At 61.7% G+C, this 25,696-nt stretch carries 21 protein-coding genes, 2 tRNA genes and 1 pseudogene; 13 read left to right on the top strand and 11 right to left on the bottom strand.

The window, feature by feature from the left end; all coding sequences use genetic code 11:
• Positions 1-71: 71 nt before the first annotated feature.
• Genes FHU29_RS17885 through FHU29_RS17875 form a run of 3 tightly spaced genes read right to left on the bottom strand, consistent with a single transcriptional unit; the run spans position 72 to position 3,945 of the window.
• Positions 72-1,661 (bottom strand): GMC family oxidoreductase, encoded by a 1,590-nt coding sequence (locus tag FHU29_RS17885; RefSeq protein ID WP_064439405.1) that lies wholly within the window; start codon positions 1,659-1,661, stop codon positions 72-74.
• An 11-nt stretch (positions 1,662-1,672) separates the two neighbouring features.
• On the bottom strand, positions 1,673-2,755 hold the full coding sequence (locus FHU29_RS17880; protein WP_064439404.1) for an acyl-CoA dehydrogenase family protein: 1,083 nt from the start codon (positions 2,753-2,755) through the stop codon (positions 1,673-1,675).
• Between the two features lie 8 nt (positions 2,756-2,763).
• On the bottom strand, positions 2,764-3,945 hold the full coding sequence (locus FHU29_RS17875; protein WP_064439403.1) for an acyl-CoA dehydrogenase family protein: 1,182 nt from the start codon (positions 3,943-3,945) through the stop codon (positions 2,764-2,766).
• A gap of 81 nt (positions 3,946-4,026) precedes the next feature.
• Between FHU29_RS17875 and FHU29_RS17870 the strand changes: the two genes are divergently transcribed.
• From FHU29_RS17870 to dmpG, 5 genes are all read left to right on the top strand, one after another.
• Positions 4,027-4,950, top strand: a complete 924-nt coding sequence (locus tag FHU29_RS17870) for a 3-oxoacyl-ACP reductase (protein ID WP_064439402.1) — start codon at positions 4,027-4,029, stop codon at positions 4,948-4,950.
• 17 nt (positions 4,951-4,967) lie between these two features.
• Complete coding sequence (locus FHU29_RS17865) at positions 4,968-5,729, top strand: glucose 1-dehydrogenase (RefSeq protein WP_064439401.1); 762 nt, start codon at positions 4,968-4,970, stop codon at positions 5,727-5,729.
• A 3-nt stretch (positions 5,730-5,732) separates the two neighbouring features.
• Positions 5,733-7,193 carry an FAD-binding protein gene (locus FHU29_RS17860; RefSeq protein ID WP_064439400.1) on the top strand — a complete coding sequence of 487 codons (1,461 nt, stop codon included), beginning with the start codon at positions 5,733-5,735 and terminating at the stop codon, positions 7,191-7,193.
• A gap of 173 nt (positions 7,194-7,366) precedes the next feature.
• Entirely contained in the window at positions 7,367-8,287 is a 921-nt protein-coding gene (locus FHU29_RS17855) for an acetaldehyde dehydrogenase (acetylating) (RefSeq protein WP_064439399.1), read from the top strand.
• Positions 8,284-9,333, top strand: coding sequence for a 4-hydroxy-2-oxovalerate aldolase (gene dmpG / locus FHU29_RS17850; protein ID WP_064439398.1), 1,050 nt, complete (start codon positions 8,284-8,286; stop codon positions 9,331-9,333). Before FHU29_RS17855 ends, dmpG begins: the two co-directional genes overlap by 4 nt.
• Positions 9,334-9,457: 124 nt before the next feature.
• On the opposite strand, the gene FHU29_RS17845 is transcribed toward dmpG, so the two are convergent.
• Both FHU29_RS17845 and FHU29_RS17840 read right to left on the bottom strand, forming a co-directional pair.
• Positions 9,458-9,649, bottom strand: a complete 192-nt coding sequence (locus FHU29_RS17845; protein WP_064439397.1) for a ferredoxin — start codon at positions 9,647-9,649, stop codon at positions 9,458-9,460.
• Between the two features lie 16 nt (positions 9,650-9,665).
• Positions 9,666-10,463 carry a 2-keto-4-pentenoate hydratase gene (locus FHU29_RS17840; protein WP_064439396.1) on the bottom strand — a complete coding sequence of 266 codons (798 nt, stop codon included), beginning with the start codon at positions 10,461-10,463 and terminating at the stop codon, positions 9,666-9,668.
• Between the two features lie 120 nt (positions 10,464-10,583).
• Here FHU29_RS17840 and FHU29_RS17835 point away from each other — a divergent pair, with 120 nt between their 5' ends.
• Together FHU29_RS17835 and FHU29_RS17830 are read left to right on the top strand one after the other, a co-directional pair.
• Entirely contained in the window at positions 10,584-12,449 is a 1,866-nt protein-coding gene (locus FHU29_RS17835) for a 2-oxoacid:acceptor oxidoreductase subunit alpha (protein ID WP_064439395.1), read from the top strand.
• The gene (locus FHU29_RS17830) at positions 12,446-13,378 is read left to right on the top strand and encodes a 2-oxoacid:ferredoxin oxidoreductase subunit beta (protein WP_064439394.1); all 933 of its coding nucleotides are present in this window, start codon (positions 12,446-12,448) and stop codon (positions 13,376-13,378) included. Before FHU29_RS17835 ends, FHU29_RS17830 begins: the two co-directional genes overlap by 4 nt.
• Before the next feature lie 28 nt (positions 13,379-13,406).
• On the opposite strand, the gene FHU29_RS17825 is transcribed toward FHU29_RS17830, so the two are convergent.
• Positions 13,407-13,886: an Lrp/AsnC family transcriptional regulator gene (locus FHU29_RS17825; RefSeq protein ID WP_013805828.1), complete on the bottom strand. Its 480-nt coding sequence runs from the start codon at positions 13,884-13,886 to the stop codon at positions 13,407-13,409.
• Positions 13,887-14,089: 203 nt separating this feature from the next.
• On the opposite strand from FHU29_RS17825, the gene FHU29_RS17820 reads away from it, so the two are divergent.
• The 5 genes from FHU29_RS17820 to FHU29_RS17800 all read left to right on the top strand — a co-directional run bounded on the left by FHU29_RS17820 (position 14,090) and on the right by FHU29_RS17800 (position 22,328).
• On the top strand, positions 14,090-17,572 hold the full coding sequence (locus FHU29_RS17820; protein ID WP_064439393.1) for an indolepyruvate ferredoxin oxidoreductase family protein: 3,483 nt from the start codon (positions 14,090-14,092) through the stop codon (positions 17,570-17,572).
• A 456-nt stretch (positions 17,573-18,028) separates the two neighbouring features.
• Entirely contained in the window at positions 18,029-18,961 is a 933-nt protein-coding gene (locus tag FHU29_RS17815; RefSeq protein ID WP_074390776.1) for a carbohydrate ABC transporter permease, read from the top strand.
• Positions 18,962-19,011: 50 nt separating this feature from the next.
• A complete protein-coding gene (locus FHU29_RS17810; protein ID WP_064439535.1) occupies positions 19,012-19,863 on the top strand; it encodes a carbohydrate ABC transporter permease in 852 nt (283 codons plus the stop codon).
• Positions 19,864-19,887: 24 nt separating this feature from the next.
• Positions 19,888-21,207 carry an ABC transporter substrate-binding protein gene (locus FHU29_RS17805; RefSeq protein ID WP_064439391.1) on the top strand — a complete coding sequence of 440 codons (1,320 nt, stop codon included), beginning with the start codon at positions 19,888-19,890 and terminating at the stop codon, positions 21,205-21,207.
• 26 nt (positions 21,208-21,233) lie between these two features.
• Entirely contained in the window at positions 21,234-22,328 is a 1,095-nt protein-coding gene (locus FHU29_RS17800; protein WP_064439390.1) for an ABC transporter ATP-binding protein, read from the top strand.
• A 66-nt stretch (positions 22,329-22,394) separates the two neighbouring features.
• On the opposite strand, the gene FHU29_RS23750 is transcribed toward FHU29_RS17800, so the two are convergent.
• The 3 genes and pseudogenes from FHU29_RS23750 to FHU29_RS17790 all read right to left on the bottom strand — a co-directional run bounded on the left by FHU29_RS23750 (position 22,395) and on the right by FHU29_RS17790 (position 23,508).
• On the bottom strand, positions 22,395-22,892 hold the full coding sequence (locus FHU29_RS23750) for an endonuclease domain-containing protein (protein WP_341478983.1): 498 nt from the start codon (positions 22,890-22,892) through the stop codon (positions 22,395-22,397).
• 249 nt (positions 22,893-23,141) lie between these two features.
• Positions 23,142-23,252, bottom strand: a pseudogene (locus FHU29_RS23745) (type IV toxin-antitoxin system AbiEi family antitoxin domain-containing protein); the annotation flags it as partial.
• Positions 23,253-23,435: 183 nt separating this feature from the next.
• Positions 23,436-23,508, bottom strand: a tRNA-Lys gene (locus FHU29_RS17790).
• Between the two features lie 288 nt (positions 23,509-23,796).
• On the opposite strand from FHU29_RS17790, the gene FHU29_RS17785 reads away from it, so the two are divergent.
• A complete protein-coding gene (locus FHU29_RS17785) occupies positions 23,797-24,990 on the top strand; it encodes a L,D-transpeptidase (protein WP_064439534.1) in 1,194 nt (397 codons plus the stop codon).
• 10 nt (positions 24,991-25,000) lie between these two features.
• On the opposite strand, the gene FHU29_RS17780 is transcribed toward FHU29_RS17785, so the two are convergent.
• Both FHU29_RS17780 and FHU29_RS17775 read right to left on the bottom strand, forming a co-directional pair.
• Positions 25,001-25,441 carry a hypothetical protein gene (locus FHU29_RS17780; RefSeq protein ID WP_083962194.1) on the bottom strand — a complete coding sequence of 147 codons (441 nt, stop codon included), beginning with the start codon at positions 25,439-25,441 and terminating at the stop codon, positions 25,001-25,003.
• 151 nt (positions 25,442-25,592) lie between these two features.
• Positions 25,593-25,665 (bottom strand) — tRNA-His (locus FHU29_RS17775).
• Between the last annotated feature and the right edge of the window lie 31 nt (positions 25,666-25,696).

Raw genomic sequence — 25,696 nt, 5'->3', positions numbered from 1 at the left:
GGTCAACTAAACCGCCCGAATCGAGGCCGTTCTGTTGACTTGCGCAGCTGGATTCGCGGGTTGGAGGTTGCTCATTCCATCAGTTCCACGCACCGCTCGCCAATCATCATGGCTGGCGCGTTGGTGTTGCCACCCGTGATGCTGGGCATGATCGATGCATCTGCCACCCGAAGGCCTTCGACGCCGAGGACTTTCAGCTGCGGATCGACGACGGCGCGTTCATCGGTGCCCATGCGGCACGTGCCGACCGGATGGTAGACGGAGTGGATTCGGCGGGGGAGCTCGCGACGAAGCGCAGTCTCATCCAGATAGGACGGTCCGGGCGCAAACTCGCCATGGACTTCATGGGCAATGTCGTTATGCGCCATGACTTCCCGAGTCAACTGAATTCCTTCGACGAGCAGGTCTGCGTCGGCGGGCTCGGAAAGATACGCCGGGTCGATGAGTGGGGCGGCAGTGGGGTCGGCCGACGCGAGGCGCACATCGCCACGGCTCTGTGGGTAAATAAGCGTGGGGAAAATTGTGAGCGCGGGGCGAACATCAACCTTATGCCGTACCGGCAAGTCTTGATTCGGGGTGGGATACGACCACGGGAGGGTGTGTATCTGCAGGTCCGGCACGTTCGATGCGAACGAGGTGCGGAGAAATCCAGCGGCTTCAAAAACGGTGCGGCCGAACCAGCTTCCGCCCTTCGTGGCTTCTTGCACCATCCCGGACAGGAAGTGCCGTGGCGTTCCGCGGTGAATCGCAGAAGGCATCAGGAACGTCATGGGCACGAACAAGTGGTCGTGCAAATTCTTGCCCACCGGCAAGCTCGCGCGTACGCGGATGCCGAAGTCGCGAAGTTGCTCGGCAGGCCCAATTCCGGACAGCATCAGCAGCTGGGGTGAGCCGAAGACACCTGCAGCGAGGACGACTTCCTTCGCCGCTCGGATAACGCGGGTTCCCGACTTGCCGAGAACCTCAACTCCCACCGCGCGGTTGCCGCTGAACACCACTCGAGTTGCTGTCACACCAGTTTCAACGGTCAGCTGCGCTGCGCCGTTCAGGTACCCGCGTGAGGAACTGTAACGCAGACCATCACTCGCGCTCTGCTGGAAGATCCCGATGCCTTCCTGGTCAGCGCCGTTGTAGTCGTCGATCATGGGTGCACCTGTGGTGGCAGCGAGGGCGTCCATGAAACGGAGAGACGCGTCCGTCACATCGCGCTGTTGCGTGACCTTGATGGGACCGCCGCTGCCACGATGGTCGCTCTCCCCGCCTTCCCAGTCTTCGAGTCGCTTGTAGGAGGGCAGCACGTCGTCGTAGCTCCAGCCCTCGCATCCCTCATTTGCCCAGCTGTCGTAGTTGGCCCGGTTGCCGCGCACGAAAAGCATGCCGTTGATGGAGCTGGAACCGCCGAGCACCTTGCCCCGCGTATGCGGGATCTTGCGGTCCGCCGCGTGCTTCTGCGGCACCGTGTAGTAACCCCAGTCGAACCGTTTCTTGATTTGCGGCACGGTGTGGACGATCGAAATCATGCCGGGCGTGCGGACGAACCGGCTGCGATCTTTCCGCCCCGCTTCGATCAGGGTGACTTTCTCGCCCCTCTCGGCGAGGCGTGACGCGATGACGCAACCGGCGCTGCCCGCTCCGACGACGACGTAATCAGCTTCAGTCATGACGTCCTTCCTTAGACGAGCTCTTCAGCGAGCCGCGTTCCGAGTGTGCGCAGCTGGGAGGTAGCGCCACCGAATGCGAACTCTGCGCGCTTCGCGGCGACGAAGTAACGGTGCAGGGGATAGTCCAAGTCGATGCCGACCCCGCCATGAATGTGAACAGCGGTGTGCGCCACCCGGTGGCCGGCCTCGGCGGCCCAGAACTTTGCTGTCGCAATAGCATCAGACGCCGGCTCTCCGGCGCTGATTTGCCAGGCAGCCTGCCATAACGTGAGGCGGACGGCCTCGACATCGATGTATGCGTCGGCGAGACGCTGCCGGACCGCCTGGAACGAGCCGATCGGTTTACCGAACTGTTCGCGAGTGCGTGCGTAGTCGCTGGTCATCTCGAGCGCGGCCTCGAGTGTGCCGAGCTGCTGCGCACACAGTCCGAGAGTAAGGCGCTGCCGCAGCCACATTGGCGCCGCACCAGCGAGGATCTCGGTGTCGCGCACCGTGACGGCCTCGAGTTCGAGCTGCGCGGCATCCGCTCCGTCAACCACGTCCTGCTCCATCACGGAGACACCGCTCGCGTTGCGCGGGACACAGAAGATGGCGCGCCCATCGGGTGTTTCGGCTTCGCAGAGGAACGCATCCGCGTAAGCACCATCGAGGATGGCTGTCTGAGAGCCAGCGAGTGTCCATCCTTCTTGGCCGCGCTGGGCTGTGAACGGCGCAGGTTCCCCGTCGTCGGCGATGGCGGGGGACAGTATTGCGGTGCCGCGAACAACTGGAACTAGCCAGCGTTCGATCTGCTCCGGGGTGCCGAACTCGGCGAGCGCAGACGCTGCACCAGCGATGCTGGAAAGGAAGGGGACGGGTGCGCACGTACGGCCGATTTCAGTCAGGATGCTGCACTGTTCGAGTACGCCGAATCCTGCACCGCCGACGGTGTTGGGGAGGGCTGCATCCACGAGTCCAGCGCTGGTCATCGCAGTCCACAGCTCGCGATCAAATCCGCCGAGTGGCCTATCCGGATGTTTGGTGTTCCAGTCGCTGAGGACCTGTTTCGCAAGACCGGCAAGGTCGCCTTGCGCTTCGGTGAGTGTGAAGTCCATCGACCGTCCTAACGGGTAACGGGGAGTCGCAGTGCTGTGGCAGCGATGATGTCGCGCTGGATTTCGTTGGTGCCGCCACCGAACGTCAGGATGAGCGCAGCGCGGTGGAGTCGCTCGATGCGCCCGCGCAGCAGCGCGCCGGGAGAGTTGCGGCGAATGACCGCGCCCGTGCCCAGAACTTCCATGAGGAGGCGGTAGCCCTCGGTGGCGTATTCAGTGCCGAACACTTTTGTCGCGGATGCTTCGGCGGGGGTGATCTCGCCTGTTTCGGCGCCCCACGCGGTGCGCCAGTTGCGCAGTTTCAGATACTCGGCGTGTGCGTGCACGCGTGCGAGGTGTAGCTGCACCCATTCAGAGTCGATGACGAGTGAACCGTCGGGCCGCTTTGTTTGTTGCGCCCATTGCCGGACTTGACGCAGTGATTCCTGCAGAGGTGCTGCCGGCGTGAGTGCGACGCGCTCGTAGTTCAGCTGGTTGGTGATGAGCGACCAGCCCTTGTTCTCCTCACCGACGAGTGCGTCGACCGGGACCCGGACATCCGAATAGTAAGTGGCGCTCGTCCCCGGGCCCGCGACAGTGTGTACCTTCGTCCAGCTGAATCCTGGTGCGGAGGTGGGCACGATGAAGATCGATAGGCCCTTCTGCTTTGCGGCGTTCGGGTCCGTGCGCGCGGCGAGCCAGATGTAGTCGGCGTACTCGATCAGGCTCGTCCACATCTTCTGGCCGTTGATGATGTAGGAGTCGCCATCGCGGATGGCTTTCGTCCTCAAGGAGGCAAGGTCGGTGCCTGCCTCAGGCTCCGAGTAGCCGATCGAGAAATTGAGGTCTCCCGCGGCGATCTTCGGCAGGTAGAACTGCTTCTGTTCCTCCGTGCCGTATCGCATGATGGTGGGGCCGATTGTGTTCAGCGTGAGAAAGGGAATTGGAACACCCGCGATCGCTGCTTCTTCGGTGAAGATGAGCTGCTCGATCATCGGGCGCGCCTGGCCACCGTACTGTTCTGGCCATCCGGCCGCTAGCCAGCGGTCCTTGCCTAATTGTCTGATGATCTTGTTGTATGCCGTTCCGTCGCCGTACTCACCACCGGACGTTTCGAGGCCGTCGCGCCGCTCGGGTGTCATGACGGTTGCGAAGTACTCACGCAGGTGGTCGCGTAGCTTCAGTTGCTCGCTGGTATAGCTGATGCGCATTCCGCGCCCTCTCTATCGACCCCTTGTCGAAAACAAGAACACGTTCTACTCTAGCTATCAAACACTGTGTGGGAAATACCTATGCGGAAAATTGCCGTTCACAAGAGGCCAGGAGAGCGAGTGGGGACTTTAGAAGGCAAGGTCGCGGTTGTCACGGGAGCCGGGGCGGGGCTCGGTCGCGCTGAGGCTCTCGCCCTCGCGGGCCAGGGCGCACACATCGTCGTCAACGATCTGACGTCCGAAGTGACAGGTGTCGTCGACGAGATCGAAGCGGCTGGCGGGAAGGCTCTGCATGTCACGGGAGACATCTCCGACCGCTCAACCGCCGACGCACTGATCGAAGCCGCGATCCAGCATTTCGGGGGTCTCGACATAGTCGTCAACAACGCGGGTGTGCTGCGTGACCGGATGCTGTTCAACATGTCGGATGACGAGTGGGATCTCGTGATCCGTGTGCATCTGCGCGGCCATTTCCTGCTCTCACGCAACGCGGCCGCCTACTGGCGGGGCCGCGTGAAAGAAACAGGAGAACCCGCCCGGGCAAGCGTAATCAATACCGCCTCCGAAGCGTTTCTCTTTGGTGCCGCGGGACAACCCAACTATGCCGCCGCCAAAGCGGGGATCGCGGCGCTCACTGTTGCCACCGCGCGAAGCCTGGCCAGATACGGAGTTCGGGCAAACGCGATCTGCCCCCGCGCGCGCACCGCGATGACCCAGGACGTCTTCGGCCCCCCACCAGAAGTCGGAACAGACGCACTCTCCGTCGACCACGTAGCACCGTTTGTTGCCTTCCTCGCGTCTGAGGCCGCGGCCAAGATCTCAGGCCAGGTATTCGTAGTCCACGGCGGCATGGTCACGCTGATGGCGCCGCCATCTATCGAGAAGCGATTCGACGCCGCGGGCACCGTGTGGTCACCGGAAGAACTTGCAAGCTCAGTTGGGGAGTACTTCGCCGACCGCGATCCGGCTCGTATCTTCGCTGCGTCGGACCTGCTAGCGGAATAAATGGGAGAGTGACAGTCATGAGTCGGTTAGCAGGCAAAGTAGCGCTCATCACCGGGGCGGCCCGAGGTCAGGGCGCCTCTGCCGCGCAGCGATTCGTCGCAGAGGGAGCGAAGGTCGTTATCGCAGATATTCTCGACACCGACGGCAAGCTCCTCGCCGAGGAACTCGGTGAATCCGCGGCTTACATACACCTCGACGTCACCGATGAACAGAATTGGATCGAGGCGGTCGAGTTCACCACCACCCAGTTCGGGTCACTGAATGTATTGATGAACAACGCTGGTGTGCTGCACTTTTCACGCGTACAGGACACTCGGCTCGAGGACTACCAGCGTGTCATCGGAATCAACCAGGTCGGCACGTTCCTTGGAATGAAGTCGGCCGTTGAACCTCTGAAGGCGGCGGGCGGGGGATCGATCATCAACGTGTCATCCGTGGAAGGACTGGCGGGAATGCCATTCCTCGTCGCCTACACGGCCAGCAAATTTGCTATCCGCGGGATGACGAAGGTTGCTGCGCTTGAGCTCGGCGAGGACGGAATTCGCGTCAACTCCATCCACCCCGGAATGATCGACACGAAAATGGTTCACGACGCTGTCGGCGGGGTCGAGATCGACACCAGCTGGATCGGGAAGCGTGTGGCCCTCGGGCGGCTTGGAAAGCCTGAAGAGATTGCCAGCCTCGCGGTCTTCCTCGCGAGTGACGAAAGCTCGTATTGCACCGGAGCCGAGTTCGTCGCGGACGGTGGCGCCACAGCGACCCACGCGTTGAAGGTCTAGCTTATGGCGACCGATATTCCAGATTTGATGTCCACGACAGACGTCCCAGAATGGGGGGACGCCGCTGACGTCATCGTTGTCGGATTCGGCGTCGCAGGCGCGTGTGCGGCGATCGCGGCAGCTGAAACAGGCGCTGACGTCCTGCTCGTTGAGCGCGCAACCGCCAGCGGTGGCACAACCGCGTTGTGCGCCGGTCAGATCTACCTCGGCGGCGGGACGCCCGTGCAGGAAGCCACCGGGATCATCGATGACGTCGCGGAAATGATCCGCTACATCGAAGCGGTGACCCCCGAGCCGGACAGCGAGAAGATTCGGCTGTACTGCGAGGGGAGTGTCGCGCATTTCAGCTGGCTTGAATCACTCGGCGTGCCCTTCGAACGATCGTTCTACGCGGGTAAGGCGGTGTACCAGCCTGGTACTGAAGGCCTGATGTGGACGGGAAACGAACTCACCTGGCCGTTCCGTGAACAAGCCAAGCCTGCCCCACGCGGTCACAAAGTCGCGGCGCCCGGGGAGACCGGGGGTGCTGAACTGATGCGGATTCTGACGAAGCACATTGAGTCACTGCCCATCCGGGTGCAGTACGAGACGACCGTGCGCAACCTCGTCGCGGATGAGGACGGCCACGTCGCGGGTGTGCACGTGCGGCGGCTCAGCGACGGGCCGGCCTTTCTCCGGGCGGGAAGCGTAGTGCTCGCCGCGGGCGGCTTCGTGGTGAACACGGAAATGATCGCTGCGTACACTCCACGTCTCGCATCAGGCTTCATGCCGCTCGGTACCCCCGGTGACGACGGACTCGGCATCCGGCTCGGACAGTCAGCTGGTGGTGTGCCCATCCACATGGAGGGTGCGTTCATGACGGCCGCGTTCTACCCGCCGCCGCAGATGCTGAACGGAATCATCGTCAACGAGGCAGGCCACCGATTCGTCGCAGAAGACTCGTACCACGGCCGCACCGCAGGTGCCGTCCTTGCACAGCCAAACGCCCGCGCCTACCTGATCCTGGACGCCGAAACGACAGCGTGGCCGGAGATCCCGCTGGCGCCCTTCATCGATGGCTGGGAAAGCATCGACGAGATGGAACTCGCGCTAGGTATCCCGCCGGGCAATCTCGCGACCACGCTGGACGACTACAACGCCAGTGCCGCCAAGGGCGATGATCCTGACTTTCACAAGCACCCCGACTGGCTGAAGCCGCTGGATGCGGGCCCGTGGGCGGCGTTCGATCTGTCACTGGGCAAAGCATCATACGTCGGGTTCACCCTGGGCGGATTGCGGACAAGTCCCGATGGCGAAGTGCTCACGGCTGGTGGTCCCGTCCCGGGCCTGTATGCCGCCGGTGCGTGCGCGTCAAACATTGCGCAGGACTGTTCCGGGTACGCCAGCGGCACGTGCGTAGGCGAAGGTTCGTTCTTCGGCCGGCGGGCAGGACGGCACGCCGCGGCGAGTGTGCGGGTGGGGTGAGCGACTTCAGTCACGACCACCGCACACCCTCTTTACCGACCGCACACCCGCTGCAGCGGGTGTGCGGTCGGCATTCGCGGTGTGTGGTCAAGGTAGGTCGTCTGCTAGTGACATAAATAAGAACGTGTTCTACTCTAAGTGGGGTAGAACACGTTCTCATGGAGGGTTGGTTCATGGCTTCCGCTAAGGTCACCGCTGCGATTGTCGGACCAGGAAATATCGGCACCGACCTGCTCGCAAAGCTGAAGCGCAGCGATCAGATCGATGTCCGGTACATGGTCGGAGTGGTCGAGAACTCGGACGGCCTCACTCGCGCTGCTGAGCAGGGTATCGAGACATCCGCCGGGGGAGTTGATTGGCTTCTCGCGCAATCAGATCTGCCCGACATCGTTTTCGAGTCGACCTCGGCGAAAGCACACAAAGCCAACGCCCCCCGCTACGCGGAAGCGGGCATCACGGCCGTCGACCTGACACCAGCCGCGCTGGGCCCATACACATGTCCGGTCGTCAACCTTCCACAGCAGCTCGACGCGCCCAACCTCAACATGATCACCTGTGGCGGACAGGCCACGATTCCGATCGTGCACGCCGTTTCGCGCGTCACACCAGTGCCGTACGCGGAGATCGTTGCTTCCGTCGCATCAGTTTCAGCTGGTCCAGGCACCCGGGCGAACATCGACGAATTCACAGCTACCACCGCTGAAGGCATCGAGAAGGTAGGTGGCGCGGATCAGGGTAAAGCGATCATCATCATCAATCCTGTCGACCCGCCAATGATCATGCGTGACACCATCTTCTGCGCGATCGACCCCGATGCGGAAAGGGACGCTATCAGCGAGTCCATTCATCAGATGGTGCGCGACGTACAGGTCTATGTGCCGGGATACCGCCTCAAGGCTGACCCGCAGTTCGATCCGCCTCGGCAGGGGTGGAATGGCCGCGCCAGGGTCGCGGTGTTCCTCGAGGTCGCGGGAGCGGGCGATTACCTGCCCGAGTATGCAGGGAATCTCGACATCATGACGGCCGCAGCGGCGCGCGTCGGCGACGTTGTCGCGACCCAAATTGCTCGTGAGAAAGAAGGAGCGCTCCAGTGAACCAGTGGGACGGCATCGATCGGGAAGTCCGCCTCGTCGACACAACTTTGCGCGATGGCAGCCACGCGATGGCGCACCAGTTCACCGAAGAGAATGTGCGAAACACGGTCGCAGCCCTCGATCAGGCGGGCGTCTCGCTCATCGAGGTGTCCCACGGTGACGGCCTCGGCGGGTCTACCTTCAACTATGGGTTCTCTCTGGTGGATGAACGCAAGCTCATCAGCACCGCCGTCGAGACGGCTCACAACGCGAAAATCGCGGTCTTGCTGTTGCCAGGTCTCGGCACCGTCGCGGACCTTCGTGCTGCAGCTGATCTCGGTGCAGGTGCCGTGCGCATCGCGACACATTGCACCGAGGCCGACGTCTCCGTCCAGCATTTCAGCGCCGCGCGCGAACTCGGCCTGGAAACCGTCGGTTTCCTGATGCTCTCGCACATGGTGACGCCGGAACAGCTCGCAAAGCAGGGACGGATCATGGTCGACGCGGGCTGTCAGTGCGTGTACGTCGTCGACTCGGCAGGGGCGCTCATCCTCGAAGATGCAGCTGAGCGCGTCGCTGCGCTGGTTAGCGAGTTCGGGGGAGACGCCCAGGTGGGGTACCACGGGCACCAGAACCTATCGTTCGGCGTCGCGAACTCTGTCCTCGCGTACCGCGCCGGAGCGCGGCAGATTGATGGTTCGCTGGTGGCGCTCGGGGCGGGCGCGGGAAACTCTCCGACTGAAGTGCTCGCGGCGACGTTTGAGCGGCTGGGGATCAAAACCGGTGTAGACAAGGACGCCCTGATGACTGCCGCGGAGGATGTCGTGAAACCGTTCATCACGCGCCTGCCGGTGATGGACCGCTCATCCATCGTGCAGGGTTATGCGGGCGTGTACTCGTCCTTCTTGCTGCATGCGGAGCGGGCGGCGGAACGCTATGGCGTGCCTGCGCACGAAATCCTGTATCGCTGTGGCGAGCGTGGATATGTGGGTGGCCAGGAAGACATGATCATTAGCATCGCGCTTGAGATCCAGGCCGAGCGCGGTGCCTCAGTAGTGGGGGCGTGACACCGCCCGTTGCGCGCGTCGAACTGGCCTTTGAGAGCCATGTCCGGTCCGCCCGCCTCACAGCGACAGCAGGCCGGTGGCCCACACTTTGTCGCTACGAGGTGGGCGCACGGCTTCGCCCGTATCACCCCTCCAAGTACAGCGCCCCCATGGGACATTGCGCGACGGCGTCATCCAGGTCGGCCCGGTCGGCTTCAGTGAACTCCTCGGTGAGCAACGTGACGACTCCGTCGTCGCCGACTTCGAAGATATCGGAGCGAATGGCCTCGCAGAATCCGGTGCCCACGCATGCGTTGGTATCGACCTGAATTTTCATTTCTTGCCTCCTCGAGCTATTGCTCGTCGCTGTCAGTAAAAACCGCGGTAACATCGCCGAGCTCTCCCATAGTCGCGGTAACGACGTCACCAGCCCCGACGGGTTCTGCGCGGGTCATCGATCCTGGCAGGATGACATGCCCGGGTTCGAGTGTCGTACCGAGCGGTCCAACAGTGTTCGCAAGCCACACGAGCGCGTTGATCGGTGACCCAAGTACGGCACCGCCCACCCCGGTTCCGGTAGTTTTCCCGTTTATGCTCATCACGCAGCTGACTTTGGCGAGATCGGCCTGATGGATCAGCGTCGGCTTGCTGCCGAGAACGACGCCGCCCGAAGAGGCATTGTCGGCGATGGTGTCGACGATCGAGATACGCCAGTCCCGAATGCGTGAATCGACGATTTCCAGCGCGGGAACCACGTAGTCAATCGCCCGCAGGGCATCGGCGACCGTCACACCCGGCCCGCTCAGCTGCCGGCCCAGTACGAACGCGATCTCGGGTTCGATGCGGGGCTGCAGGTACGTCGATGCATCGATCGGCAGGTGCTCGAGCTGGAACATCGACGTGAGTAAGTGACCGTAGTCGGGCTGGTTTACGCCCATCTGGGTTTGCATGGCGAGGGACGCGAGGCCGACTTTGTGCCCTTTTACGGTGTCACCGCCCGCAAGCCACTGGTGAACAACTTCTTTCTGAATTCTGTAGGCGTCCCTGATCGTGGAGCCAGGGAATTGATCGACAACGGGCTCTATCGGCTTTCCCGTGTCGTAGGCGTCCAGGATTGCCTGGGCGGCTTGGGAAATCGTTCCCGCTTCCATGTAACTCTCCGTCTGTTGGCGCTCTAGACCCCTACTAGAATAGTAGAACGTGTTCTACTAGTGTGGAAGGGGTAACGCGCGGATGATCCCGCGCGGACGTCGCACAAAGGACCAGACCGAATGGCAGACAACACGTCGGAACGGGTTGTTGTACGGTTCGCGGGGGATTCCGGGGACGGAATGCAGCTGACGGGGGAGCGCTTCGCTTCGTCCACTGCGATCTTCGGAAATGACCTCGCGACCCTCCCTGACTTCCCCGCCGAGATCAGAGCTCCGCAGGGGACGATCCCCGGAGTCTCGTCGTTTCAGATTCACTTCGCTGGCCACGACATCCTGACGCCGGGTGACCGCCCGGACGTACTCGTCGTCATGAATCCCGCCGCGCTCCGCGCGAACCTCAAAGATCTGCGCAGCGGCGGTGTGATCATCGCCAACAGTGACGAGTTCAGCAAGCGCAATCTGCAGAAAGCCGGTTATGGCGCGAACCCGCTCGAAGACGATTCCCTAGATGGATACCAAATCCAGCCGGTAGCGATGACGTCACTCACGGAGGGTGCCGTCGCGCCCGCGGGAGTCGGCAAGAAGGACGCGTCGCGCTGCAAAAACATGTTCGCTCTGGGTCTGTTGTCCTGGATGTACCATCGCCCGGTCGAGCACACCGAAAGGTTCCTGCGAACCAAGTTCGCCAAAGCACCGACCGTCGCCGAAGCGAACGTGCTTGCGCTGCACGCTGGCTGGAACTACGGCGAAACAATCGAGTCGTCGGTAGCGAGGGTCGAAATCCCGCCCGCACAACTGCCGCCGGGCAAGTACCGGCAGATCACCGGCAACATCGCCCTGGCCTACGGAATTATCGCGGCGGGCCGCTGCACGCGCATGCCCGTGGTGCTCGGCTCCTACCCGATTACGCCCGCTAGCAGCATCCTGCACGAACTCAGCAAGCACAAGAACTTCGGCGTCACCACCATTCAGGCAGAAGACGAGATCGCGGCAGTGGGTGCCGCTCTCGGTGCGTCGTACGGCGGGGCGCTCGGCGTCACTACGACGTCCGGGCCGGGCCTTGCGCTGAAAGCCGAAACCATCGGGCTCGCTGTGATGACAGAACTTCCGCTCATCATCGTCGACGTGCAACGCGGCGGGCCGTCGACGGGTCTGCCCACGAAGACAGAGCAAGCGGACTTGCTGCAGGCGTTCTGCGGCCGCAACGGGGAGTCGCCGGTCGCTGTGCTCGCCCCGTCGTCACCGGCGGACTGCTTCGACACCGCGCTAGAAGCAGCGCGGATAGCACTCAAGTATCGAACGCCGGTAATCATTCTGTCTGATGGCATGATCGCGAACGGCAGTGAGCCGTGGCGGATCCCGGACGCAGAAACGCTTCCAGAATTCTCCGCCGGGTTTGCGACAGCCCCGAATGCCCCGGACGGGTCCGGCGAATTCTGGCCCTACCGGCGCGACCCCGGCTCCCTCGCGCGTGACTGGGCAATTCCTGGTACGCCGGGGCTTGAGCATCGCATCGGCGGCCTGGAAAAGGCTGACGGAAAGGGCGGCATCTCCTACGACCCAGAGAACCACGACACAATGGTGCGGCTGCGACAGGCGAAGATCGACGGGATCGAGGTGCCGGACCTCGAGGTTGATGACCCAACCGGTGACGCGGACATCCTCGTGCTCGGATGGGGTTCGACGCTTGGGCCGATCGGTGCGGGCTGCCGCCGGGTGAGGCGGCGGGGGCTCAGTGTCGCGCAGGCACACCTGCGGTCTCTCAATCCGATGCCAGCGAATCTCGGCGATGTGCTGAACAGCTACGGGCGGGTGATCGTTCCGGAGATGAATCTCGGGCAGCTCTCGATGCTACTGCGCGCCAGGTTTCTCATCGATATAGTGCCGTTCACGAAGGTCAGCGGTATGCCATTCAAAGCTGAAGAGATCGAGCAGATGCTCCTCGACCACATGACGCCGGAGTATCACAAGGCAGGTGTGAAATGAACGGGCTCAACTTGATACCGCTGAGCGACGCCCCGTACAGAGCGAAGGATTTCAAATCTGACCAGGAAGTGCGCTGGTGCCCCGGCTGCGGTGATTACGTCGTGCTGAACGCCGTGCAGGCGTTCTTACCGACGCTCGGCATCAAACGCGAGAACCTGGTCTTCATCTCGGGTATCGGCTGCTCGTCCCGGTTCCCGTACTACTTGAACACCTACGGCATGCACTCGATCCATGGGCGCGCACCTGCTATCGCGACAGGGCTCGCGGTCTCGCGGCCAGATCTTTCAGTGTGGGTGGTGACGGGCGATGGTGACGCATTGTCGATCGGCGGCAACCACTTCATCCACGCGCTGCGCCGCAACGTCAATCTCAAGATCCTGCTGTTCAACAACCGCATCTATGGGCTGACGAAGGGACAGTACTCGCCGACTTCGGAAGCGGGGAAAGTCACGACGTCGACGCCGATGGGGTCACTTGATCACCCCTTCAATCCGGTCTCGCTCGCACTGGGCGCGGAAGCCACATTCGTGGCACGCGCGATCGATTCGGACCGGAAGGGTCTGACCGAGGTACTCGAAGCGGCGGCGCATCATCGCGGATCGGCGTTCATTGAGATCTACCAGAACTGTCCGATCTTCAACCAGGGCGCATTCGATGCGCTCAAAACCGAGGAAGGGGAGTCGCAGCTTCTTCGGCTACGGGCGGGAGTGGAGGTCGGCGGGAAGGTGCACGATCCCGGCGACCCCGACCCTACTGGTGCGTTCGCGCTGTCACGCATGACTGACCGCACACCGATAGGGATTTTCCGGCAGGTCGAACGGCCCACATACGACGATCTAGCGCGTGAACAGGTGGCGCGGGCACGGGAGGCGGGGGCGCCTGATCTGCAGCGCCTGCTCGATGGGCATGACACCTGGATTGTTGCCTAGGATTTCTGCCGACACCCAGCGAGGCGTTTCATCCCAGCTCTTGTGCCAGCGCGTCGATCAGTGGCACGACCCGCAGCGGTATCCTCCGGCTCAAGACGATTTCGGTGCGCGTCCTAACCACGCCTGGCGTGCCGATGATCCGCTGGATCACCCGCTCGAGTTCGTGATTATCTTTCGCGACGACCTGGCAGATCAGGTCGCCTTCACCGGCGATCGAATCGGCCGCGATGACCTCTGGAATGGCGGCGAGCAATCGGCTTGTCTGATCGAGCTGACCCTGGGCCAGATGTATATGAATGTAGGCCAATCCGCTGAAGCCAAGGCCTACTGGCGAGATCTGCGGGGCGTAACTCTCTATCACGCCTTCCCGCTGTAGTTTGTCGATTCGCGCCTGAGCGGTCCCGCGCGCGATTCCGAGCTGTCGAGCATATTCCCGCACACCAGCACGGGGTTGCTCGACGAGTAGTCGCAGGATGGTCAGGTCGAGACGATCAAATTGCTGGGGCATCGCACCTCGTATGCAGATGGCTCACCATCGGTGTGCCGGGGCTCACCATGACTGTACCAATGGCCCATTGTGTTGTGCATCACTTGCGGCCAATCGGGGATCTCAGGCTAACTAGTAGTCACATGGACATTTATGAGCCGAATCACACCCGATTTGGCTCACGCCGGGAGTCACCCATTCCAGGCGCGACAGGAGGTGCCACGATGACCACGTCCGAGGCTGCCCACGGTGCGGAAATCACCACCGGAGGCAAAAGGAAAAGCCAGTCTTTCTATCTTGATGAGCGGTACGAGCGCGAAGACGGCGTCGTATACCTCACAGGCATTCAGGCACTGGTCCGCATGCTCCTCGATCGCGCACGCCAGGACCGCCGTGCCGGGCTGAAAACCGCGACGTTCGTTTCTGGCTATGAGGGCTCGCCGCTCGCTGGCTATGACCTTGAATTGATCCGACAGCGCAATCTTGTCAGCACCCTCGACGTCGTCCACCAGCCGGGCCTGAACGAAGAGTACGGGGCGACCGCGGTAATGGGCAGCCAGCTCACGCGAAACGTCGGCACCTTCAATCGGGACGGTGTGACGGGCATCTGGTACGGCAAAGCGCCCGGCCTGGACCGCTCGACTGACGCGTTGCGCCACGCCAACATGATCGGCACGGACCCGATGGGCGGTGCGGTGGCTCTGGTCGGTGATGATCCTGGTGCGAAATCGTCGACCATTCCGTCGGCATCGGAAGCGCTCATGGCAGATATGTACATGCCGGTCCTGTATCCGGCTGACAGCCAGGATATCGTCGAACTCGGTTTGCACGCGCAGTACATGTCCCGCTTCACCGGCCTGTGGACGGGCTTGAAAGTCGTCACTGCCGTAGCTGACGGCGCCGGTACGGTCCAAGTTCACCCGCACCTGTCGTCACCGTTGCTGGGGCACTCGGAGCCAAGCAAGCATCAGCCGACCGGCATGGTGCTCGGCAAGACGCTTATGGCGCTCGAGCGCAGCCTCCATGAGACCCGGCTTCCGCGCGCACTCGAATACGCCCGTAACAATGGGCTAAACAAGATCACCCGAAGTGGCGGCACCGATCGGATTGGTGTCATCACATCCGGCAAAACCTACCTTGACTTGCAGAGCGCGTTCCGCACGCTCGGCATCTCGGAGACTGACCTCGCCCGCTTTGGGATTCGCGTGCTCAAGCTTGGCATGGTGTACCCCTTGGAGCCGCGGATCATCGAAACGTTCGCTGACGGTCTCGAAGAGATCATTGTCGTTGAGGAGAAACACTCCTTCATCGAAAGTGCGGTTCGCGATCTTCTCTACGGTCGGGTCAACGCTCCCCGCGTCATCGGACGGAAAGCCACTGACGGTTCCGTACTGTTCCCAGTGACCGGCGAACTCGACCTCGACGCTGTCGCGCGAGGTATGGCGAAGGCGCTGAAACCACGCGGTATCGATTCGGTGCAAGCCTGGTATCGCCGGCCGCGCCCGCACACGTTGTCGCTCCCGCTCGCGGTGCGCAGTCCGTACTTCTGCTCGGGCTGCCCACACAACAGTTCAACGAAGGTCGACGACAACACGCTCGTCGGTGGTGGCATCGGCTGCCACGCCATGGTCTTGCTGATGGACGAGAAGCAGGTCGGCAACGTCACGGGTGCAACCCAAATGGGCGGCGAGGGTGTGCAGTGGATCGGCATGGCGCCGTTCCTTGAGGAAGGCCACCTCGTCCAGAACATCGGTGACGGCACGTTCATGCACTCGGGTTCACTCGCAGTCCGCGCCGCAGTCGCGGCTGGGGTGAACATCACGTACAAACTCCTGTACAACAGCGCCGTTGCGATGACAGGCGGCCAGCACCCCGTCGGCGAAATGACCATCGAGCAGATCACCAAGATCCTCCTCGACGAGCGTGTCGCGAGGGTTGTCATCACGAGTGACAATCCGAAGCGCATCAATCGCAAGGCGTTGCCGAAGGGCGTCCAGGTCCGTCCTCGTGACGACCTGATGGACGTCCAGCGTGAACTCGCCACGGTCCCGGGTGTCACGGTGCTCATCCACGATCAGGAGTGCGCAGCCCAGAAACGACGTAAGCGCAAGCGCGGCAAGGTCGCCACACCCACCACAAAGGTCATGATCAACGAGCGCGTGTGTGAAGGCTGCGGCGACTGCGGCGAGAAGTCCAACTGCCTGTCGGTGCAGCCCACTGACACCGAGTTCGGGCGCAAGACTCAGATCAACCAGTCATCTTGCAACCTCGATTACTCGTGCCTGAAGGGCGACTGCCCGTCGTTCATGACGATCACACCAGGGGAGAAGCCGCAGCATCAGCTGCTGCCGCCGCTGGGACTCGACGACCTGCCGCACCCGAAGTACTACTCGGGCCGTGACGAGTTCGATATGCGCGTCATGGGCATCGGTGGCACGGGTGTGGTGACTGTGAGTCAGGTCCTCGCCATGGCGTCTGTCATCGACGGTCACGCGGTGCGCACTCTCGACCAGACCGGTCTCGCTCAGAAGGGCGGCGCCGTCGTATCCGACATCAAGATGACCGATGGCCCTGAACAGCTGTCGGCGAAGGTCGGCGAAGGCTCATGCGACCTGTATCTGGGGTGTGACGCGCTCGTCGCGACTGACCCGCAGAACCTTCGCGTAGCGTCCCCCAGCAAGACCATCGCGGTGGTCTCTACTACTCACGTCGCAACGGGAAAGATGATCACCGATACCAGCGAGGTGTATCCGGCCGACGCGTCGATACATTCTGCGATCGACGCGGTCACCAAGCAGGTCCATTACCTCGATGCGATCGATCTCGCCGACCGGCTTTTCGGCGATGAGCAGTACGCGAACATGATTCTCGTCGGCGCGGCACTGCAAACAGGCGTTTTGCCGATCAGTGAGTCCGCTATCGAGCAGGCCATCGTGCTGAACGGTGTCGCAGTGGAGAAGAACCTTCAGGCGCTGCGTCGCGGACGGCAGTCCGTCGCGGATCCGGCTGCGCTCGCGGCAGCGATGCGCCAGGAACCAAAGAAGCGGGAGATCTCCGCTCGTGCTCGTCAGCTCGGCGCATTGATCGGCCTGCCCGCGCGATCTGAGTCGATCGACATGCGCATCGACGAACTCATCGCCTACCAGGATGAGAAGTACGCGAAGAAGTTCGTCGCGTTCGTCGCGGAGACGTACCGGAAGGAAAGGTCTGTGCAGCCGGACTCTACCGTTCTGACAGAGACCGTAGCGATGTACCTGCACAAGCTCATGGCTTACAAGGATGAGTACGAGGTTGCTCGCCTTGCGCTTCTCCCGGAGATTCGCGAGCAGATCGAGGGCGAGTTCGGCAAGGGCGCGAAGGTGCACTACAAACTGCATCCACCGGCACTTCGTGCAATGGGCATGCAGAAGAAAATGACGCTCGGTACATGGTTCGATCCGGCCTTCCGCAGTCTCAAGTCGATGAAGAAGCTGCGCGGCACCAAGCTTGACCCATTCGGCCGCGGCGAGGTTCGCAAGACGGAACGGGAACTGATCGACGAATACATCGTTGCGATGCGAAACGTTCTCGACGGTCTGCACGCTGAGGGTTTGGATAACGCTGTCGAGACGGCATCCCTGCCCGACATGGTCCGCGGCTACGAGGACATCAAGATGCGCAACGTCGTGAAGTACCGTGCCGCGCTTGCGGAGCGTGTCTCAGGCTAGGGGTTCGGCCTCCGGATACTTTCCGGTCGCCAGTTACAGGCTGTACAGAGTCCATCGTGATTCTGTACAGCCTGTACGTGCATGAATCCGCTATGCGGGGTGGCTTCTGTCCGATCTGTGACCGGTGTAACACCTGTGAACCTAGCGCCGATACACATCGCGTAGAGGGAAGCAGTCGGTGGGCTGACTCGGGCAACTGGGACAGCGCTTCACTCGGGCAATCATTGTGGCTTGCCGGAAGGAGCGGTGTCATGGATCGCCTAATCACCATAGGGTCAGGAGTCGTCGCATTCGCTGTGACCGCAGTGTCCACCAGCTGCTTCCTTCTGCACCGAACAGCGAACGAACATTGGGTGCCGGAGCCGAATCCGGTTACGCGCCAATTGTTCGCTGCGCGACATGCCTGATCAAGCTCGGTGTAACCTCCCGTTGAACTAGCCCGGGCACGCTCCCGGGGTGACTTCGACGACGACGGAGCGAGTGCTGCCCGAAACAGGCAGGCGCGGGTTCTGGGGACGGCCGTGGCGGGACTATGCGCTGTTCGTGGCGCTCGCCGGCCCGAACCTGATCCTGCTCGCGTTCTTCACATACCGTCCGCTCGTCGACAACATCCGCCTCTCGTTCTTCGACTGGAACCTCGCGGCTCCGGTCGCGACGTTCATCGGGCTAGAAAACTACATCGAGTGGTTTGGCAGACCGGACTCGTGGGAGGTTGTGCGCAACACGGTGATTTTCACCGCGTTCACCGTGATCGGGTCAATGGTGTTGGGCCTGGGGCTCGCGCTACTGCTGGATCAGCAACTAAAAGGGCGCAACCTGGTTCGGTCCGCGATCTTCGCGCCGTTCGTGATCTCCGGCGCTGCGGTCGGCGTCGCGTTCCAGTTCGTCTTCGACCCGAATTTTGGTCTTATCCAGGATGTACTGCGCCGCGTGAGCGTCACAGTCCCGGACTTCTACCAGAGCCCGAACTGGGCGCTGTTCATGGTGACCGTGACGTTCATCTGGAAGAACCTCGGGTACAGCTTCGTCATTTACCTGGCCGCGCTGCAAGGGGTACGCAAAGACCTCATGGAAGCGGCGCAGATCGATGGGGCACGGCGCTGGACCACTTTCTGGCGGGTACTCATGCCGCAGCTGCGGCCCACCACGTATTTCCTGTCGATCACTGTGCTGCTGTCATCCGTGCAGGTTTTCGACATCATTCACGTGATGACACGGGGCGGCCCGCTCGGCACCGGCACAACCACCATGGTCTACCAGGTGTATCAAGAGTCGTTTCTCAACTTCCGCGCCGGATACGGCGCAACTGTTGCCACTCTGATGTTCGTCGCGCTCTTGATCCTGACCGTCGTGCAGGTTCGCCTGATGGATAGGGGACGTGACCAGTGAAACCGGCTATTGCCACCGTCGAAGCACCGACGAGAGCCCCGCAACGGACGCTGGCTCGTGCCACGTCCACGCCGCGTCGGCCCCTGATCCTCCGGCGCGCTTGGGGTTACGCGGCGATGGTGCTAGCGCTTCTCTTCATCGCTTTGCCTTTGTACTGGATTCTCGTCACGTCATTCAAGGACCGTGCTGACGTCTATGTTCAGCCGGTCACCTGGTGGCCTTCCGTGTTCCATCCGCAGAACTATGCGGACGCGACCGGCCTCGTGCCCTTCACGACGTTCCTGCGCAATTCGCTGATCATTACGGCGTCACTGGCGGTCATCAAGTTCGTGCTGGGAATCCTCACCGCGTATGCGCTGGTTTTTCTACGTTTCCCGGGGAAGTCCTTCGTTTTCCTCACCGTGATCGCTGCCCTGATGGTTCCGAATCAGATCACCGTGATCTCCAACTACGCGCTGATCGCGGACTGGGGCTGGCGCAATACCTTCCAGGGCATCATCCTCCCTCTCGCCGGAGTCGCATTCGGCACGTTCCTGATGCGGAACCACTTCCTGTCCATACCGTCTGAGATCATCGAGGCGGCGCGGATGGACGGCGCAGGTCACTTCACGCTGCTGTGGCGCGTGGTGCTCCCAATCTCAGGCCCCACTATGGTTGCGTTCGCGATCATCGTGCTCGTCAATGAGTGGAACGAATACTTGTGGCCATTTCTGATGTCTGACGATCACCGCGTCGCGCCGCTGCCCGTAGGTTTGACCCTGCTGCAGAACAACGAGGGCCTCACGAACTGGGGGCCAGTCATGGCTGGCACGATTCTGACGATGCTTCCCATCCTGATCGTCTTCCTTATCCTTCAACGACACATGATCAAGGGCCTGACCTCAGGCGCTGTCAAAGGCTGACCACAACAGAGAGGGCAACATCCCATGGCGGGTTTCAATCGGCGTCATTTCCTGGGCCTCGCGGGCACTGCGGCGGCAACTGCCGCGCTGACAGCCTGCGCAGGTGCGGGCAGTGGAGGCAACGGCGGCGGGAACGCAGGCGGCGCTGGCAGCCGAATCACCTTCTGGTCGAACCATCCCGGCACATCACGTGACGTGGAACTGGAACTGATCCGCCGGTTCGAAGCCGAAAACGACATCTCCGTGCAGTTGATCAGCGCAGGCAAGAACTATGAGGAAGTTGCCCAGAAGTTCAACGCTTCATTGGCTGGCGGCGAACAACCGGACGTCGTGGTCCTCTCTGACGTGTGGTGGTTCAACTACGCGCTCAACAAGACAATCGAACCACTCGATGCGCACTTCTCATCGGCGGGTGTCGAGCCCGATGATTACGTCGATGCTCTACTTGCTGACTACCTCTTTGGCGGCAGCCACTTCGCACTGCCGTACGCCCGCTCGACCCCGCTCTTTTACTACAACAAGGACCTGTGGCGACTGGCTGGCCTGCCCGATCGCGGCCCGGAGAGTTGGCAAGAATTCGGAGAGTGGGCGCCTGAACTGCAGCAGGCTATCGGGAACGGGAAGTTCGCGCATTCCTGGGGCAACGCCATCGACTATCTCGCCTGGACGTTCCAAGGACCGAACTGGACTTTCGGTGGGGCGTACTCGAACGAGTGGGATTTGAAACTTACCGACGAGCGAACGATCGAAGCAGGCAACTGGCTTAGGGACCAGATCCATACCGCACGCTACGCGAACGTCTCGCCGGACATCGCGACCGATTTCGCTGCAGGTCTCTGCGGCTCGACTATCGCGTCTACCGGAAGTCTGAGTGGAATCACTGCCACTGCAACCAATTTCGAGGTGGGTACTGCGTTCCTGCCACGCACGGATCAGCCAGGCTGCCCGACTGGCGGCGCCGGACTTGCAATCCCTTCGGGAATCCCCGATCAGCGGAAAGAGAACGCGCTGAAGTTCATAGAGTTCATCACCAATGCGGAAAACACCGCCTACTTCTCGCAGAACGTCGGCTACATGCCAGTGCGGAAGACTGCCGTCGAATCCGATGAGTTCGCCCAGTACCTCAATGACAACCCCAACGCGCGTACCGCAGTCGATCAGCTTCAGTTCACGGGTCCCCAAGACAATGCGCGAGTCTTCGTCCCGGGTGCCGATCAGATCCTCGGTACCGGGTTCGAGCGGATCGCACTGCAAAACAACGAAGTTGAGTCGACATTCGCCGATGTGCAGGAACAAATCCAGCGGATCATCGACCGCCAGATCACGCCGAACCTGCCAGGCTGATCTCCCGCTACGGAAGGAGCCCCGCTGTGGCGGGTATTCACCTCGACGACGTCACCCACCGCTACCAGGGCAGCGACGCAGTTGCTGTGGACACCCTGAACCTCGACATTGCGGACGGCGAGTTCCTGGTACTGGTGGGGCCATCAGGATGTGGCAAGTCAACGACGCTGCGCATGCTCGCAGGTCTGGAATCTGTTGAGCAAGGCCACATTTACATCGGGGATAAGGACGTGACGGACCTGCCGCCCACCAAGCGGGATGTGGCGATGGTGTTCCAGAACTATGCGCTGTATCCGAACATGACCGTCGCCGAGAATATGGGGTTCGCCCTGCGCAATGCCGGTGTGCCGAAGTCAGAGCGAAAGGCGAAGGTGGCTGAGGCGGCGAGAATGCTCGACCTCGAGCAATTGCTCCACCGAAAGCCCGCACGGCTTTCGGGCGGACAGCGGCAGCGCGTCGCAATGGGGCGGGCGATAGTGCGCCACCCAAAAGTGTTCTGCATGGATGAGCCGCTCTCGAACCTGGACGCGAAACTGCGGGTGAGCACGCGGTCGCAGATAGCGGCGCTGCAACGCCGTCTCGGGGTCACCACGATGTACGTCACGCACGACCAGGTCGAGGCTATGACGATGGGTGACCGGGTGGCAGTTCTGAACGGGGGGAAACTCCAGCAGGCAGACACACCGCGGGCACTCTACGACGACCCCGGCAACGCGTTTGTCGCGGAGTTCATCGGTTCGCCCGCGATGAACCTTATAACCGTCCCCGTGGTGGGAGGGGAGGCGGAGCTGGGCGGCCTGCGCTTGGCGATCCCGCGCGCCGTGCGTACCCAGCTGAGTTTCGACGCGGTGATGGTGGGCATCCGTCCAGAGGCATTAGAACTCGTCACCGAAGAGGAATCGATCGCTATGCGGGTAACGCTGCACGAAGAACTCGGCTCGGAGGGATTCGCTTACGGGGTTGCTGTCAACGGGGACAGGTGGACAACCAAAACAGGTCAGATTGTCGTGCGTCTCGGTGCGCGGGTCCCGGTCGCGGTGGGCGAGACCCTGCGTGTCCGGACGGCTTCCCGGGAAGTGCTGTTCTTCGACTCGCTCACGGGGGCGCGGCTGAGGGGCTGAGCGCAATCAAGCGGTTCACTGCCTAGCGCGATCCGGTAGCAAATGCCGCGCGTAGCGCGTCAGGGTTTACCAAATCGTGGGGCGATTCGCTAAGGCCGCGGTAATCTCCTTCACGACGCGGTCCGGCTCATGCATCAGGTGATGCCAGGTGAAACGCAAGACGTGCCAGCCTGCATTCACCAGTGCGTTCTGCCGGTCCATGTCGCGTTTAAATCGTTTGGCGTCACGATGCCATGCCCACCCGTCCACCTCGATTGCGACTCGTTGAAGCGGAAAGGCGACATCGATTTCGTAGCCGAGTGCGTGGACGTGCGCTTTCCACCCAGATATTCCGGAGCGCCGCAGCAGTCTGGTGAGCATTCGTTCGGCTTCCGAAGCTCCGCCCTCACCGGCTGCGCGGAGAAGGGTCTCGGCAGCTTTCGCGCCCGCCCGGCCGGGATTGCGCTCGTGGACTGACCACAGGTTGTGCAGCGACGCATGCTTCTGGAGAGCCCTGTCCATGAACATTGACCCTTCCGGGTGGTCGACAGCGGCCTCGAGAATCGTTAGTGGAATGCACGTCACACGAAGGCTCCTAACGGTCGTGGTATCGAGGTTGAGCAGATTGCGGTGACGTACGTGCCTGTGCGGCATGTGGCGCACCCGACGGGCCGCAGGGATTGCCACGAAATGTTGTCGAGGCGGATGTGTAAGCAATCCGTGCCACCACGCGGCGCTGAGACTGCGCGCAACCGCGGACGGTCCCGCGGAATAAACTGCCGCCCGCAGCCACGCCGCGGCGTTAGGTGAACGACCACCGTGCAGGTAGACGCCCTGGTGTAGTCGCACCCATTCCCCGGACTCAACCCGCCGATGAATCTGGTCGCGCGACATACCAGCCCCGAGGGCCTGGCTGATTCGAATAACCCCGTCTTGATGCGCCATGATCGCCTGAACGCGCTGCAAGTCCATAGAGCGGTTAGACGCGCCGCGGGAGAATCGGTTCCCTCGTTCGAACGATCCAGTAGCGAATGCCGCGCGTGGCGCGTGAATACTTACGGGATCGAGTCTCAGGGAGGCGCAACGGAAGCAAAAAGCCCCAGGTCCGATGGGCCTGGGGCTTGGAGGTGCGCCATCAGGGACTCGAACCCCGAACCCGCTGATTAAGAGTCAGCTGCTCTGCCAATTGAGCTAATGGCGCCTGCACTGCGTGCTGCGGTGTGAAACAGTAACAGGTTAGAGCGCAGAGTGGAAATCGGCTGGTCAGCTCGAGCGTGCACCCGAGTCGTTCAAACAGACGATAGTGCAGTTGGGTAGGTCACGATCCTCTATCCGGGGCTAGCGTCACTCATGCATACTCATCGATAGGTTCCGCCAAGTGCGGACAGCGCGTCCTGATTGCCTGAAATGCGTAACAAGCGGGTATCGAGTGGACGAAAGCTACAACGCGTATGGCGACAAGCACGATAAGACGAGTGTGGTGGGATGCATGAAAACCCTGATGGGTAGTCCAGATCGACGTAAAAGAGCAGTGGGTGCCGCGGTCCTCGCCGCCAGTGCTCTATTTCTTTCTGCCGCATGCACGGTCCCTTCTGGTAACAGTGCAACCCCTGTCAGCGAGAAAGCTGAATTGCCGAAGCCTGTGATCAGCAAGTCACAGCCCGATGGGGCAGTCGGCATCGACCCGCTCGAGCCATTTACGCTCGCGGTGTCCGAAGGGTCTCTCGTCAACGCGACACTGACGAACCTCGACGGAAAAGTTGTCGAAGGTGAGATCGCCGAGGACGGAAAGTCTTTTAACACCACCGAGGTTCTGGGTTACGGCCGCGTGTATACCCTTGACGCAGAAGCGCAGGGGCGGGGCGGCACGACAACAACCTCGAGCCAGTTCACGACGCTGCAACCGAACAACCTCACGATGCCTTTCGCGATGCCGTGGGAGGGCGCTGTCGTCGGGATCGGTCAGCCGGTCCGTGTGCAGTTCGACGAGTCCATCCCGAATCGGAAGGCTGCTGAGGATCGCATTACCATCACGACTGACCCACCGGTAGAGGGCGCTTTCTACTGGGTGAATAACACTGAGGTCCGCTGGCGTCCAGAAAACTACTGGGTGCCCGGCACGACTGTCACGGTCGACGTCGACGTGTACGGCTATGACCTCGGTGACGGTCTTTACGGTGAGGCGAACAAGAGCACGACCTTCACCATCGGCGACTCGGTGATCGCGATCGCGGATGACTATTCGAAGACCATCTCTATTCAGGTGAACGGCACTGTGGTCCGGACTATGCCCACGTCGTTCGGCAAGAGTTCGACGCCCACCCCCAACGGCACCTACATCATCGGGGACCGCCAGCAGTCGATGATCATGGACTCATCGACATACGGCGTGCCGGTGAGTTCAGCGAACGGGTACCGCACGCGAGTTGAATGGGCCACGCAGATGTCGTACAGCGGCATCTACGTGCACTCGGCGCCGTGGTCACTGGGGGATCAGGGCTACCGCAACGTGAGTGCCGGCTGTCTTAACGTCAGTCCTGCGAACGCGCAGTGGTTCTACTACAACACCAAACCCGGCGACCTCGTTGTCGTTCGCAACACCGTTGGGGGCACGCTCTCCGGATTTGACGGGCTTGGCGACTGGAACATCCCGTGGTCGACCTGGAAAGCCGGAAACGCCTGAGGTAACAGCGTCAGGCGTAGTGGGCTGGGAGTGTGCCGTAGCTATTGGCATAGACCTTGCCAGGCTTGGGGTGAGTGAACTTCAGTCCCGCCCACACTTCATCGATGCGCAGGCAGGTGCTCTCCACCATGCCCAGGTCGTACCCGATCGCGATCACGGACTTCATGGTCAGGTCCGTGCCTAGCCGCCCGCGTTTGGGCCACGAGACCCACAGCATGCCGCCGGCCCGGAGTCGGTCACGCATGACTGGGAACTGCGCTCGCATCTGATGCTGACGGGTGACGAACAGGTGAAGATAGTCGAACTCGCTTGTCAGCTCGTCACACAGGTCAAGTGCAGGCAGGCACATCGCGGCCACAACTGAATCCGGGGCGCCCGCTAAGTGCGCGCGCGACCCACCTTTTATGCCCATCTTCCGTGCGACCGTCCGCGCTGTTCTCGTGTCCGTCACAACTTCGACTGTATGCGGGGATGCGGACAGTTTCCGTCCGCAATAGAACCCGGGTTTGTTAGCACTGCGCTGACTTCAACCGCCGAACGAGAAACGAGGCCCGAACCCGCCAAGGGTTTCCCCTGGCTGAGGTTCGAACCTCGTTCGTTTGGGTGAGCGACGGGGCTCGAACCCGCGACATCTGGGATCACAACCCAGTGCTCTACCAGCTGAGCTACGCCCACCATGCTCGCACAACACATAAGCCTCGACGAC

Source organism: Hoyosella altamirensis (assembly GCF_014191505.1).
Taxonomy (GTDB): domain Bacteria; phylum Actinomycetota; class Actinomycetes; order Mycobacteriales; family Mycobacteriaceae; genus Hoyosella; species Hoyosella altamirensis.
The sequence above is the reverse complement of the archived record's forward strand: the minus strand, read 5'-3'. Positions and strand labels throughout refer to the sequence as shown.